We start from the raw sequence: 14,171 nt of genomic DNA, 5'->3' as shown, positions 1-14,171 counted from the left end.
GCAAATTCTGTGACATCTGTGTAGCACTTCTTCAGAGGTTGGGAAGCCTCAAACCGACACCTAATCAGATTCTTAGCTTTCTTACCGACGTCTCCCTTGTAAGAATTATAGCGACGTTTGACACGGGTCCTAGCCTTCAATCCAAGCTCCTTCATCAAGCGTTGAACTTTCTTGTGATTGAGGATATAGCCACGATTCAATAACTCTTGATGGATTCTACGATAGCCATATAGACCCTTATGTTCGGTATAAATAGCTGAAATTAGCTCCTTCAACTCTCTATCTTTATCTCCCCGTACGAGTCGTTTGACGTGGTAATAATAGGTTGAACGAGATAAATTTAGGATATCCAATAAAAGCGATAAAGCAAACTCTCCAACTAATCCTTGAATAATTTCTGTTGCTCTCTGAGCCTTGCTTCGTCCCTCAAGCGGTACTCTCTCAACTTTTTTAGCACAGCCACCTCCGCTCTTAGGTACTCATTTTCATATTGAAGGCGTTCCAATTCGGTCATCTCTTCGAGCTTTTTCTTAGGCTTCCGTCCCATTTTAGCAGGTCTCCCTCTTGGTTTCTCAAGAATAGTATACCCGTTTTTCTTGTATTGTGCTATCCAGTTTGGAAGTGTTCCTCGATTTGGCAGAGCATAATCTAGAGAGACTTCTAGTTGAGAGCGTCCTTGTAGGAGTACTTGATCAATCATTTCCTTTTTTAATTCAGACGGATAGTATTGATTCTTACCTTTTCTAACACTCTCTAGACCGTGCTTATCAATGAGCCTTACCATATACTTAAGACCAGATTCATTGACTCCGAATTTTTGGCTGAGTATTTGCCAAGTCCAGCCAGATTGCCTCAAGCGATAGATTTCAATTTTGTCTTCATACCGTAATTTCATAAGAAAAACACCCCAATCGTTAGATTTCTTGTCTAACTTTTGGGGTGCAGTTCACAAGAGCTCAGGGCTTTTAAAGTGTTTTAATCGTCATCATCGTTGTCATCATTATCCTGATTGGCTTGACTGCTTGATGAATTTGACTGGTTGTTGTCATCACTGCTACTTGGTGAGCTTTGCGATTGACTGTCAGTGCTACTGCTATAAGAATTATAGGCCGATGAAGAAGAGCTACTGTAACTATAGTTATTGCTATAGCCACTCTTAGCAACATAACCACCACTGCGGTAAACACCATCTGGCATGGTCCAATCGCTGCTACCACTTCCGTAAGTTTGGAAGAGGTAGGAACTCATGGCTTGATAGACTTCGGCAGCAACATCAAGTCCTGTACCATAGACAGGGGTCAGACGGCTCTTGTAGCCAGTCCAGACCGCCATTGAGTACATTGATGTGATTCCGACGAAGGATTCATCAGGAGCCATAGTACCGACGGAAGAGTTGTAGAGGCCCGTATTGGCTTCTACTTGAGCTAATTCATCATCGGAGTAGTTGGAAGTACCGGTCTTACCAGCGTTGATAGCACCAGAGACAGCGGCTTTGGTACCAGTACCAGATTGCAAGACCGTCTTCATCATGTCAACCATCATATAGGCTGTTGATGCAGACATGGCTTGCTTACCAGAAGATGAGAAGGTTTGATCCTTGCCGTTGCTGAATTCAACCTTGTTGATGTAGAGTGGTTCATAATAGATACCGCCATTTGAGAAGGCGGCGTAGGCAGCAGCCATCTTTTCAGAGCTTGCTCCGTATTTCTTATCAGAACTACTGTTATTACTTGAAATAGCATTAGAGTAGTTTAGTTCAGGATAATTGATCCCTAAACCACTCAGGAAGCTTTGAGCCTTATCTAGGCCTACAGCGGCTAGAGATTTAACTGCCGGAACATTACGTGATTGTTGGATGGCAGTTTGAATGGACATGTTTCCCATGTACTTTCTATCCCAGTCATATACAGGAGTAGAGGTTCCAGGGAAGTTGTAAGGGCTATCGGAGACGCTGGCTCCTGTTGAATTGTAAACACCATCCTCGATGGCAGGACCGTAATCGGTAATTGGTTTCATAGTTGAACCCCAGTCGCGGTCGGTTAAAACAGCCTGATTGCTTCCCATTGAAACAGCTTCATCTTGATGACGAGCACCGATTTGGGCGACAACATTACCGTTGGTAACATCAATGACGGTTGTTGCAATTTGCATCTTGTCGTCAGGGTAAGCTACATAATCGTCAGAGTTAACGATATTATAAAGTTGCTGTTGGGCTTGGGTATCAACGTTGGTATAGACCTTAAGACCTGCACTGTAGATGTCCGCATGTGTCTTATCAGAGACCTGTTCGACAACCTGTTTGATGTAGTTATCGAGGTAGGCGTCATAACTAGATTTCTTGGTCTGTGGAATCAGACCATCGCTAATATCGGTAGCTACGGCCTCGTTGTAGGTCTTTTTATCAATGCTACCAACTTTGTACATTTCTGAAAGAACGGTATCACGCCGCTTTTTAGCTTGTTCAGGGTTGGTGTAAGGATCGTAGAGAGTAGGAGCATTTGGCAGACCTGCTAAAAGGGCTAACTGTGGAATAGTCAAATCAGTTAAACTCTTACCATAGTAACCTTGAGCTGCTGTCTGCATACCATAATAGCCGTTTCCCATATAGACCTTATTGACATAGAAGGTCATAATTTCTTGCTTGCTATATTTTTTCTCCATCTGAATGGCTAGCCAAGCTTCTTGAGCCTTCCGCTTGATGGTCTTATCAGAGTTATTCGTGGAGAAGTAGGCCAACTTAATTAGCTGTTGGTCAAGGGTGGATCCTCCTTGGGTTGAACTTCTGGTGAAGTTGTGCCAAGCAGCTCCAATTATCCGATAGATATCAACCCCGCGGTGTTTGTAGAAACGGTGGTCCTCAATGGCTGTGATAGCATTCACCAGATTGACTGGGATGGTATCGGTCTTGGCGCTAATCCGTTTTTCTGCACCCAAGTCGGCAATTTCAGTACCATTCTTATCATAGAGGATACTTGAGTTGGTAGCGACCAGTTGCTTTTCTGAAAGGGCGGGAGCACTACTAGCATAGTAGGCAAACAGTAGTCCACCCGCGATTAGGCCGACGATAAGCAGTGAGGCTAGAATCCCCAAGAAATACTTGAAAAATTTCCAAAATTTCTGCTTGGGTGTTAATTTTTGTCCATGTTCGCCTTCGCTCTTTCCAATAGATTTGATGCGATCGGATAAGTTAGCACCGATGTTTTTCAAATCCGGAAATTTGAAATTAAATTTTTTCATAACTCTTTACTTCCGTTCAAAAAATGGTAGTCAATAACATCTAAATAGGGGACTTGTGGATAGGCATTCTCTTTTATTTTTATGCCTTCTTTTTTGATATAATGAAGGGGCATGGATTTACTACCATGATCAATCTGATAGAAGTCTATCAAGGCTTTTGCTGGTAATAGGTAAGTCTCTTTTAAGTTGGAAAAATGGAGGAGAACAAAGCAAATTCCGTCCTGTTTAAGAACTTGGGCCATATGCTCAACCTGATGGGCATGAAAGTTTTTCATGGGCATGGCTGTCTTTTGACGAGTCTCTTTGGCCTCAAAATCAATATAGTGCCCCTTGTAGACGCCAGAATAGTCAGTCGTAGAAGCTTGTCTGAAATAGGCTTCGACAATTTTTGCCCGACTCCGTCTTGGATAGTCAACTTTAACAATCTGAACAGGGGTTGGTTTCTTGTGGATAACAGCCATTCGGTGAGCCAAATAATAGTCATTAGTCTGATTGATAGCTGCCTCGAAGGACATTCCCCGATTAGCGAAATCAGTTTTTTTCTTTTCTTGCCTCACATTTGGAAATGGCTTACGAACAAGGTTGTGTGGATAGTTAACCATAATTCTCCTAACTTACACAGACTTATTTCCATAAGCCATCCCATTATATCATAAAAATAAAAAGGAATACAGTCTATGACTTCAATTCTCGTAACAGGTTACCGCAGTTTTGAGCTGGGAATTTTTAAAGATAAGGATCCCAAGGTTGCCATCATCAAAAAGGCTATTAGAAAGGCCATTATCGCCTATTGTGAGGAGGGGCTGGACTGGCTTATTTTCACTGGTAATCTGGGCTTTGAATTCTGGGCCTTCGAGGTGGCCGAGGAGCTCAAAGGGGAGTATGGCTTCCAGACAGCGGTTATTTTTCCCTTTGAAACTCATGGTCAGAATTGGAAGGAGGCCAATCAAGCAAAGTTGGCTCGTTTTAAGCAGGCTGATTTTGTCAAATATTCCTACGAGGCCTATCAAAATCCTAGCCAGTTTCGGATCTACAATCAATTTTTGATTGACAACACGGAAGGTGCCTACGTTTTTTATGACTCCGAGGCTGAAACCAATTTGAAATATTTTATTAGGCAAATGACTTCTGATGAACACTATTTTGTAGACTTTTTAACCTTCGAAAGTTTAAACGAAATTTTGGAGGATGATGAGTGGTAAAGACTTGATTTTTGATATTTTTGCCTGTATAATTAATTAACGCTGGGGCTTGGCCCTGACGAAATTGATAGATAGGTATGGAGAATAGAATGGCGAGTATTATTTTTAGTCCAAAGGACATTTATGAACAAGATTTTAAAACAAGCATGCGTGGTTATGACAAAAATGAAGTTGATGAATTTTTGGATGATGTCATCAAAGATTATGAAACTTATACCGCTCAAATCGCAGCTTTAAGAAAAGAAAACGAAAAACTGAAAGCAGATGCTAAGAAGGCAGCCGCTCAACCGGCTAGTGTGGCACCAACTTACGGTAGTGACGGTGTTCGGACCGCTAGTGTGGCTTCTGCACAGGCAAGTAATATTGATTTGCTCAAGCGTGTTAGCCGCCTTGAAAAAGAAGTTTTTGGTAAACAATTAGTAGATTAAGAAGCAGTGTGCAATTTTTGGATAATCGCATGTCGCTTTCTTGGCGACATGAGGAAAGTCCATGCTAGCACTGGCTGTGATGCCAGTAGTGTTTGTGCTAGGTGAAAAAATAAGCCTAGGGATGTCTATTTGACATTACGGCGGACGAAAGAGCTAAGTCTTTGGATAAGTTTCTAGTCCTGAAAGTGCCACAGTGACGGAGTTCTTGGGGAAACTCAGGGAGTGGAACGCGGTAAACCCCTCAAGCTAGCAACCCAAACTTTGGTCGGGGCACAAGATGGCTGGAATTCGAACGGACCATCTTGACTGCGCAAGCAGTAGACAGATGATTATCGAAGGGGACAGGCCTAGTGTCTCTGGAACAAAACATGGCTTATAGAAAATTGCATAATAGGTATAGAGGCTAGGACAAATGTTCTGACCTCTTTAATTTTGAAATGTAGGAAAATATGAAGCAAAGATTTAATTTAATTGCGACGACAGCGGCGGGTCTAGAAGCGGTTGTTGGTCGGGAAATCAAAGATCTGGGGATTGAACGCCAAGTTGAAAATGGTCGAGTCCGTTTTCAAGGAGACCTGAGAACCATTGCCAAGACCAATCTTTGGCTGCGGGCGGCGGACCGGGTTAAGATTGTGGTCGGTGAATTTCCAGCTAGGACTTTTGAAGAGCTCTTTCAAGGTGTTTTTGCCTTGGATTGGGAAAACTATCTGCCCTTGGGAGCAAAATTTCCAGTTGCTAAGGCCAAATGCGTTCGTTCCAAGCTCCATAATGAGCCCAGCGTTCAGGCCATCACTAAGAAGGCGATTGTTAAGAAGCTTCAGAGCTATTTTCATCGACCAGAAGGGGTTCCCCTGCAAGAGACTGGTCCTGAATTTAAGATAGAAGTGTCTATTCATAAGGATCAGGCCATGGTCATGATTGATACGACGGGGGAAAGTCTCTTTAAGCGGGGTTATCGAACCAATAAGGGAGGAGCTCCTATTAAGGAAAATATGGCAGCGGCCATCATTATGTTGTCCAACTGGTACCCAGACAAACCCTTTATTGATCCGACCTGTGGGTCAGGGACCTTCTGTATTGAGGCAGCCATGATTGGCATGAATATCGCCCCTGGTTTCAACCGTGACTTTGCCTTTGAGGCCTGGCCTTGGGTGGATCAGGAGCTGGTAGAGGCTGTCCGTAATGAAGCAGACGCCGAGGCTAATTATGATAGAGAGCTGGACATCATGGGGAGCGATATTGATGGTCGGATGATTGAAATTGCCCAAAATAATGCCCTCGAGGCTGGACTTGCAGATGTTATCAAATTGAAACAAATGCGACTGCAGGACCTGAAAACGGATAAAATCAACGGAGTTATCATTTCCAACCCCCCTTATGGTGAGCGATTGCTTGATGACAAAGCAGTGGACATTCTGTATAATGAAATGGGTCAAACCTTTTCTCCGCTAAAGACTTGGAGCAAGTTTATTTTGACCAGTGATGAAAATTTTGAAGTAAAATATGGGACAGTTGCTGACAAGAAGCGCAAACTTTATAATGGGACCTTGCGGGTTGATTTGTATCAATATTTTGGTCAGCGTGTCAAACGTTCGGAAATGTAGAGAGGGAAGAGATGGCTAAGGACAATGGTAAATTAGATTTTGAAGATGCCAAAGATATGACCGTTCAGGAGGCTCTTCAAAAGCATAAGGAAATTGAAGCTGGTGTGACTGAGGACGATGGACTCCTTGATAAATATATTAAGCAGCACAAGGATCAGGTTGATGCGGAAAAATTTGAGTCTCAGGGTTCTGATTTTGAAAACATCGACACTTCTTCCTTAGATAGTTTCATAAAAAAACAAAGAGAAGAGCTGGCCAATCAAGGAGTTCTAGCAAAAGATTCAGAAGCTAGCGAGAGTCAAGGGAATCCTTCTGGGGCAGAGGCTTCTGAGGCTGATTCAGCTCAACAGGAATTTATTGATGAAACACGGGTCTTCACACCCATAAAAGATGAGCAACCTGCTCAGGAAAAGGATACCAAAGATTCAGAGACTAATGCCCCAAAACCATCCATCAATGACGCTGACTATTTGGTCAATGAAAAAGAGGAAGAAGCTGATGATTCTGATGATGACCTTTTGCCTGAAGAAGGGCCTTCTAAGAAGAGCAAGGTCGGAATTGTCGCTGGTTTGGTAGCAGTTCTGGTTTTGATTGTTGGGGCCGGATTTGCCTTGAATTATTGGAACAAACAGTCCTCAACGACGGTGTCTTCGGGGACAAGTAAGCAAGGTGATAAGTCTGGCAAGGCGGATTATCAAAGTTTCCAAAAAAACTACAGGTCCTTCTTCATTGATGATAAAGAGACCCAATTAAAGAACAGTCAGTTTTCAAAATTGGATAACTTGAATACTAGTCTGAAAAAATTAGATGGTACAACCTATTATCGTGATGCCAAGTCTGATTATAAGAGCTTGTCTAAGCAGGTAACGGCCATCCAGACAATTAATAAGTTGTTTGATAAGGATGTCATTCTTGATGGGAAATTGGTCGATGATGCCAAGGCTAACAAGGATGCGAATTTTGATAAACTGACCGATGATACCCTCAAAACTGGCAATAGCACGCTGGATAAGTTGATTCAAGAAGCTGTTAAAAAAGGAAAAGAACAACAAAAGGCAGAGCAATCCTCTTCAAGTTCATCCAGTCAGGCCAGTTCAGCTCCTGCAGACAGTGGTAATCAAAATTCTAATACTGGCTCTTCTGATGCCAATGCGGCTCCAGCACCTAGCATCCCTTCTGGCGGTAACATTCGCCAGTCTGGTATTACTAACTATGACCCTACCAAACTGCAGAGAGATCGCAGCCGGGTACCTTACAATGCTGACGCGGTCAAAGATGTTAATAATGCTGCCTGGGTCTTTGGTGATGGTATCCTAGAAAAGGTCGTCTCAACTTCACAACAAAGAGGTTACTTCTCTGGTGATGATTACATTCTTGAGCCTGTTAACATCATCAATGGTCACGGCTACTACAATATGTATAAGTCAGATGGCACCTACCTCTTCTCTATCAATGCCCAAACCGGTTACTTCTTTGGTAATGCCTCAGGTCACCAACCGGACTACTAAAGATTTTCTTTGAGATAAAACCCTTTTGCGACTTGAATGAGAACTGACAAGGGTTCTGAAAGCAAGATAAAAGCACCTAACAGAAAAAGGTGCTTTTTATCTTGTCCAAAATTGAACATTAAAGAGTATTAAACTAGGTGGCGTTGGAAGGCATCATCTGAGATACCTTGGGACAGAATCAGTTTTGCCCATTCTTTGGCAGAATGCAGGCTGTGGTCCTTGTAGTTACCGCAGGATTCAATAGTGGTACCTGGGACGTCTTCCCAAGTGATGGAATCGGCGATTTCTTGCAGGCTGTCCTTGACGGCCTTGGCAATTTCGGTGGCACTTTGTTGACCCCAGAAAATCATGTGAAAACCAGTCCGACAACCAAAAGGGGAACAGTCAATCAGACCATCCATGCGTTTGCGAATGAGCTTGGCCAAAAGGTGTTCGATGGTATGGAGGCCAGCGGTATCAATGGAGTTTTGGTTGGGTTGGATGAGGCGAAGATCAAAGTTAGTAATGACATCGCCCTTGGGCCCAAATTCCTCGGAAATAAGACGAACATAGGGTGCTTTGACAGCCGTGTGGTCCAGCTCAAAACTCTCAACAACAACATCTTTATCTTTAGACATAGTAGTACCTCAATTCTATAGTTAACTCTCCTTCATCATATCACAAATAAGCAGAAGGAGAGTTGAAAAAAAGATCGACAAGAAGCAGTCAGTAATACTGCTGGATTGTCGGTTATAAGGAAGGCAGCTTGCTGCTAGTAACTAGTTTCTAGCACTAAGTGCTTTACCTCTTAGGTGATTGTTTTTACTTATGAAATATAATTGAGATATTCTAACAATTATGTTAGACTTGAAGTTAGTTTTTAAATAAAAACAAGATTTGATTTGAGGTGAAACATGCTAGATATTATTTTAGCGATTGTTGCTATCCTCATTGGTTTAGGTATTGGTTATGGAGCCATGGTTGCCAAGACAAAGGTTGACCGTGAAGCTGCAGAACTAGCTCTTTTAAACGCTCAACAAGAAGCAGTCACCATTCGTGAGAAGGCCCAAGATGATGCTGGTCATATTAAAAAGGCAGCAGAATTAGATATGAAGGCCGAACGCAAGGAATTGCTTCTGGAAGCCAAGGAAGATGCCAGAAAATATCGTGAAGAAGTTGATAAAGAATTTAAGTCTGACAAACAAGAATTGAAGCAAATGGAAGCTCGCTTGACCGAGCGTGCCTCAAGTCTTGATCGCAAAGATGAGAATTTGTCCAGCAAGGAAAGGACGCTGGATAGTAAAGAACAAAGTCTTTCTGATAAATCTAAACACATTGATGAGCGAGAAGCTAACATCGCACAGTTAGAAGAAGAAAAACAAGCGGAGTTGCAAAAGGTAGCCAATATGTCTACCGACCAGGCCAGGGATGTTATTCTGAGTCAAACGGAAAATGAACTGACCCAGGACATCGCTAGTCGCATCAAGGATGCGGACGAAGAGGTTAAACGGACGATTGATAAGAAGGCTAAGAATCTCTTAGCTCAAGCCATGCAAAGGCTGGCTGGGGACTATGTGACCGAGCAAACCATCACAACGGTTCATCTGCCTGATGACTCTATGAAGGGACGGATTATTGGTCGTGAAGGTCGTAATATTCGGGCTCTGGAAAGTCTGACCGGAATTGATGTTATCATTGATGATACACCAGAGGTGGTTGTCCTGTCTGGCTTTGACCCAATCCGTCGAGAAATTGCTCGAATGACTCTAGAAGCCCTGATTCAGGATGGCCGGATTCATCCAGCCCGGATTGAAGAATTGGTTGAAAAGAACCGACAAGAAATTGATAATCGCATTCGTGAAGCGGGGGAAGCGGCAGCCTATGAAATTGGAGCGCCAAACCTCCATCCTGATTTGATTAAAATCATGGGACGCTTGCAATACCGGACTTCTTATGGACAAAATGTCCTGCGTCACTCGGTTGAGGTCGGTAAGTTGGCTGGTATCCTGGCTGGTGAAATTGGTGAAAATGTGGCCCTGGCTAAGCGGGCTGGTTTCCTCCATGATATGGGGAAGGCCTTGGACCGTGATGTTGACGGTAGCCATGTGGAAATCGGAACCGAATTTGCTCGTAAGTATAAGGAAAACCCAGTCGTGGTTAACACTATCGCCAGTCACCATGGGGATGTTGAGCCCGAGAGTGTTATCGCTGTCCTAGTAGCAGCTGCGGATGCCCTCAGTTCAGCCCGCCCAGGCGCTCGGAATGAATCGGTTGAAAATTATATCAAGCGTCTGCGTGATTTGGAAGAAATTGCTTCCGGCTTTGATGGGGTGCAAAATAGTTTTGCCCTGCAAGCTGGTCGTGAAATTCGCATCATGGTTCAACCTAATAAGATTTCCGATGACCAAGTGACTATCTTGGCTCACAAGGTTCGTAAGAAAATTGAAGACAATCTGGATTACCCAGGTAATATCAAGGTTACCGTTATCCGCGAATTGCGGGCTATTGATTATGCGAAATAACAAAAGAAAGTCGTTGGCAAGTCCAGCGATTTTTCTTATGGAGTCGGGCCAGTTTTTCTTGCAAGAAAAAAACTAGAGACTACCGGCTGAGGATAGACAAGCCTTCTTGTTTTCATTGCCCCTCTACTTTTTGGCTCTCTAGTTAGAAATGAAAATTCAGTTTAACCTTGTTAGTGAAATGGGGACGAGCAAAAAATTATATAGCTGAGCAGGATAATTGACAGTCCAATTGATTAGGTCTATACTATCCTTACAGTAAAACGGTGTTATAAAAAGAGTAACAATAGAAAGAGGCTTATGATGACAATTACAAATGGTTATTTCCAATCAGACAAGGAAGAAAAGATTGATTTGGTTAATCTGGCTAGCTTGGAAGAAAGAGCAAAGGAAATTATTCCTCAAGGTGGTTTTGGCTATATCGTTGGTGGTTCTGAAGATGAGTGGACCATCAAGGAAAATACCAAGGCCTTTGACCATGTGCAAATCCTTCCCCGGATATTGACCGGAGTGGAAAACCCTTCAACGGAAACGGAGCTTTTTGGTCAAAAAATTTCTATGCCCATTATCAGTTCACCTGCTGCAGCACAAGGTTTAGCCCACGCCCGTGGTGAAATGGCGACTGCACAAGGAATGGCAGCAGCCGGTAGTATTATGTCCCAAAGTACCTATGGGACAACTACCATTACGCAAACAGCTGAGGCTGGTCAAGGGGCTCCCCAATTTTCCAACTTTATTTGAGTAAGGATTGGTCTGTCAATCAGGCCTGGTTAGATGAAGCTGTTCAAGTCGGTGTTAAGGCTATAATCCTGACAGTTGATTCAACCTTGGGTGGTTACCGAGAAGCGGATATTGTCAACAATTTCCAATTTCCACTACCTATGGGAAATTTGGCTAAATTAGCTGAAGCAAGTCAGGGTCTGGGCATTAGCGATATTTATGCGGCTGCTGCCCAAAAGATTTTGCCAGAAGATGTGAAACGCATTGCCGATTACACCCATCTGCCGGTTATCGTCAAGGGCGTGCAAGATCCGGATGACGCTGAAGCTGCTATTCAAGCCGGTGCCCAAGGAATCTGGGTTTCTAACCACGGTGGCCGCCAACTCAATGGTGGTCCAGCTTCCTTTGATGCTTTAGAGACCATTGCTAAGCGAGTTGATAAACGGGTTCCGATTATCTTCGATAGTGGTATCCGTCGTGGTTCCCATGTCTTTAAGGCCTTGGCAAGTGGAGCTGATGTGGTTGCCCTAGCTCGCCCAATTATCTACGGTCTAGCCCTTGGGGGAGCTCAAGGTGTTCAAAGTGTTGTTGAGCATTTGAACAAGGAATTCCGTATCACCATGCAATTGGCTGGTGCCCAAACCGTTGAAGAAGTAAAAAAAGCCAAACTGATTCGTCACTGAGTTTGGAATAATAATGATAAGGGAGCCATCAGGCTCTTTTTTTGGTACACATTTTGTCACCCATCGTGACATAAGTTGCACCCAAAAATTATTGAAGCGCTTTCAATCCTTGCTTATAATATTTATAGGAATAAAAATGAAAGGAGAAAGGAATGCTATCCCGATTACTTACCAAAGATTTTATCCAATTTTCAAATGAAAGCCTGTCTTGGGAAGATGCCATAAGTTTGTCGGCTCAGCCCTTACTTGAACAGGGAAAGATTGAAAATTGCTATATTGAGGCCATGATAAATAAGGTGAAAGAGTTCGGTCCCTTTATTAATCTTGGTCAAGGTATAGCCCTCCCCCATGCCCGTCCAGACGAGGGGGTTAAGGAATTTGGCATGTCCGTTTTAAAATTACAAGAACCGGTATCATTATTGGATGATGAAGAGCAGAGGGTTGACCTACTTTTTTGTCTAGCGGCTAGTGATAATCAAAAACACCTAGAAGCCCTGTCTGCCTTAACCAAACTCTTATCCAATAAACAAGTCTTGAAACAGCTAAAAGATGCTGAGACAATTCAAGAATTTCTAACTATAATCAAAACGGAGGAAGTATCATGAAAATTTATGCAGTATGTCAGAGTGGATTAGGAACCAGTTTTATGGTTCAAATGAACATCGAGTCGGCCCTAGAGGCTGCTGGGGTTGATATGAGTAATTTCCAGGTTGACCATTCAGACTCTGGAAGTATTAGTGGGGATATGGCAGATTATTTCTTTGCAGAAAAAACATTAGTTCCCGCTTTGAACAATTTGCCTGAAGAGAAAATTGTTCCCTTAGACTCTATTATTGATGCTGATGAAATTAACCAAAAGGTCAAGGCTATTCTTGATGACAATAATATATCTCATACTTAGTTTTAGAGGGGAGATGATAATATGAAGGGGATTTTAAATCTATTCGTATCAATTGTAACGCAGCCTGCTATCCTAGTTGCCTTGATTGCTCTGGTTGGCTTGATTTTACAAAAGAAAAAGATTTCTGATATTGTTTCGGGGACCATTAAGACAGCTGTTGGTTTCCTTGTCTTGACAGGTGGAGCTGGGATTCTTCAATCGGCCCTAGAACCTTTTGCAAAGATGTTCCAGGTTGCTCTCCACGCTCAAGGTGTTGTGCCCAGTAATGAAGCCGTTGTAGCTATTGCTTTGAAAGATTATGGTAGTCAAACGGCTTTGATTATGCTGGTGGGAATGATTGTTAATGTTTTACTAGCCCGTTTCACAAGATTTAAATATATCTTTTTAACGGGTCAAGCTATGATGTATGTTTCCTGTATCACAGCCGTTATTATGATTAGCTCCGGCATGAAAACCAGTCCTTTGCTGATTATTTTAGGGGGGATTTTTGAAGGAACTCTTTTGACGATTACACCAGCCCTTTGTCAACCTTTTATGAGGAAAATCACTGGTAACGATAAGGTGGCTATGGGTCATACCGGTAATATTGGTTATGCAGCCTCAGGTTGGATTGGGAAAGTCTTCGGAGATGAAAGCAAGTCAACTGAAGATTTAAATGTTCCTCAATCCTTTGGCTTCTTGAGAGACTCTACAGTTTCTGTCATGATTCTGATGAGTCTGGTTTATATCGTTTTGACCCTATTTGCCGGAACTGGTTATGTGGAAAGTAAGTTAAGCAATGGAACAAGTGCTATCGTTTTTGCACTTGTTCAGGCCGGTACTTTTACTGCCGGGTTCGTTGTTGTACTTCAGGGGGTTCGGATGGTTTTGGCTGAAATTGTTCCAGCCTTTCAAGGTATTGCTAAAAAATGGGTACCAAATTCAAAACCAGCTTTGGATGTTCCAATTATCTTCTCCTATGCTCCTAATGCCGTTCTAATTGGTTTCTTTGTTAGCTTCCTCGTTGGTACCCTCTCAATGTTTGCTATGATCGCCCTCCATACGACGGTTATTATTCCTGGGGTTGTTGGTCATTTCTTCTGCGGTGCGGCTGCTGGAATTTACGGAAATGCCACAGGAGGCCGTCGGGGTGCTGTTCTAGGTTCTGCCTTCAATAGTCTCTTGATCAGCTGGTTGCCTCTAGCTATCTTGCCGCTTCTGGGTTCTTTGAAACTAGCAGCTTCGACCTTCGCTGATACGGACTATTTGATTCCAGGTTGGCTTCTTGGTACCGTAGGTCAAGCAGGTCCTGCCGTCTTGATAACCAGTATCATAGCTTTTGTTCTGCTTGTTATCATCATCAGTTACCTAATGGGGAATAAGGCAAAAGCTACTGCGGAGAAATAAAAGA

12 protein-coding genes, 1 other RNA gene and 2 pseudogenes are annotated in these 14,171 nt (G+C 43.0%); 10 read left to right on the top strand and 5 right to left on the bottom strand.

Features of this window, described 5'->3' with window-relative positions; genetic code table 11:
- The 3 genes and pseudogenes from BS63_RS1000000111875 to recU form a co-directional block, all read right to left on the bottom strand.
- Nucleotides 1-895: pseudogene (locus BS63_RS1000000111875) on the bottom strand (IS3 family transposase); the annotation flags it as partial.
- 80 nt (nt 896-975) lie between these two features.
- A complete protein-coding gene (pbp1a, locus tag BS63_RS0107680) occupies nt 976-3,237 on the bottom strand; it encodes a penicillin-binding protein PBP1A (protein WP_019775743.1) in 2,262 nt (753 codons plus the stop codon).
- Nucleotides 3,234-3,839: a Holliday junction resolvase RecU gene (gene recU, locus BS63_RS0107675; RefSeq protein WP_004205568.1), complete on the bottom strand. Its 606-nt coding sequence runs from the start codon at nt 3,837-3,839 to the stop codon at nt 3,234-3,236. The genes pbp1a and recU overlap by 4 nt, the downstream gene beginning before the upstream one ends.
- Nucleotides 3,840-3,914: 75 nt before the next feature.
- Between recU and BS63_RS0107670 the strand changes: the two genes are divergently transcribed.
- The 5 genes from BS63_RS0107670 to BS63_RS0107655 all read left to right on the top strand — a co-directional run bounded on the left by BS63_RS0107670 (nt 3,915) and on the right by BS63_RS0107655 (nt 7,979).
- Nucleotides 3,915-4,439, top strand: coding sequence for an SLOG family protein (locus tag BS63_RS0107670; protein ID WP_004205566.1), 525 nt, complete (start codon nt 3,915-3,917; stop codon nt 4,437-4,439).
- A gap of 89 nt (nt 4,440-4,528) precedes the next feature.
- Complete coding sequence (gene gpsB / locus BS63_RS0107665) at nt 4,529-4,867, top strand: cell division regulator GpsB (RefSeq protein ID WP_004205565.1); 339 nt, start codon at nt 4,529-4,531, stop codon at nt 4,865-4,867.
- 13 nt (nt 4,868-4,880) lie between these two features.
- Nucleotides 4,881-5,248, top strand: an RNA gene (rnpB, locus tag BS63_RS1000000111870) — RNase P RNA component class B.
- A gap of 68 nt (nt 5,249-5,316) precedes the next feature.
- Nucleotides 5,317-6,471 (top strand): THUMP domain-containing class I SAM-dependent RNA methyltransferase, encoded by a 1,155-nt coding sequence (locus tag BS63_RS0107660; RefSeq protein ID WP_004205563.1) that lies wholly within the window; start codon nt 5,317-5,319, stop codon nt 6,469-6,471.
- 11 nt (nt 6,472-6,482) lie between these two features.
- Nucleotides 6,483-7,979, top strand: coding sequence for a cell division site-positioning protein MapZ family protein (locus tag BS63_RS0107655; RefSeq protein ID WP_019777235.1), 1,497 nt, complete (start codon nt 6,483-6,485; stop codon nt 7,977-7,979).
- Here BS63_RS0107655 and BS63_RS1000000111865 read toward each other — a convergent pair.
- Nucleotides 7,976-8,098: a hypothetical protein gene (locus BS63_RS1000000111865; protein WP_019770733.1), complete on the bottom strand. Its 123-nt coding sequence runs from the start codon at nt 8,096-8,098 to the stop codon at nt 7,976-7,978. The genes BS63_RS0107655 and BS63_RS1000000111865 overlap by 4 nt on opposite strands.
- 9 nt (nt 8,099-8,107) lie before the next feature.
- Nucleotides 8,108-8,596, bottom strand: a complete 489-nt coding sequence (locus BS63_RS0107645; protein ID WP_004205558.1) for an S-ribosylhomocysteine lyase — start codon at nt 8,594-8,596, stop codon at nt 8,108-8,110.
- A gap of 276 nt (nt 8,597-8,872) precedes the next feature.
- Here BS63_RS0107645 and BS63_RS0107640 point away from each other — a divergent pair, with 276 nt between their 5' ends.
- From BS63_RS0107640 to ulaA, 5 genes and pseudogenes are all read left to right on the top strand, one after another.
- Nucleotides 8,873-10,480 (top strand): ribonuclease Y, encoded by a 1,608-nt coding sequence (locus tag BS63_RS0107640; RefSeq protein ID WP_019770734.1) that lies wholly within the window; start codon nt 8,873-8,875, stop codon nt 10,478-10,480.
- Nucleotides 10,481-10,780: 300 nt separating this feature from the next.
- Nucleotides 10,781-11,880 (top strand): annotated as a pseudogene (locus BS63_RS1000000111380) (lactate oxidase).
- 182 nt (nt 11,881-12,062) lie between these two features.
- Nucleotides 12,063-12,485 (top strand): PTS sugar transporter subunit IIA, encoded by a 423-nt coding sequence (locus tag BS63_RS0107620; protein ID WP_248673834.1) that lies wholly within the window; start codon nt 12,063-12,065, stop codon nt 12,483-12,485.
- A complete protein-coding gene (locus BS63_RS0107615) occupies nt 12,482-12,781 on the top strand; it encodes a PTS sugar transporter subunit IIB (protein WP_004205548.1) in 300 nt (99 codons plus the stop codon). Before BS63_RS0107620 ends, BS63_RS0107615 begins: the two co-directional genes overlap by 4 nt.
- A gap of 21 nt (nt 12,782-12,802) precedes the next feature.
- Nucleotides 12,803-14,167: a PTS ascorbate transporter subunit IIC gene (gene ulaA / locus BS63_RS0107610; protein WP_028798529.1), complete on the top strand. Its 1,365-nt coding sequence runs from the start codon at nt 12,803-12,805 to the stop codon at nt 14,165-14,167.
- The last annotated feature ends 4 nt before the right edge of the window (nt 14,168-14,171 follow it).

Origin of the sequence: Streptococcus sobrinus DSM 20742 = ATCC 33478 (assembly GCF_000686605.1) — a bacterium.
Taxonomy (GTDB): domain Bacteria; phylum Bacillota; class Bacilli; order Lactobacillales; family Streptococcaceae; genus Streptococcus; species Streptococcus sobrinus.
Note: the sequence above shows the minus strand (reverse complement) of the source record. Positions and strands in the feature narration are given on the sequence as shown.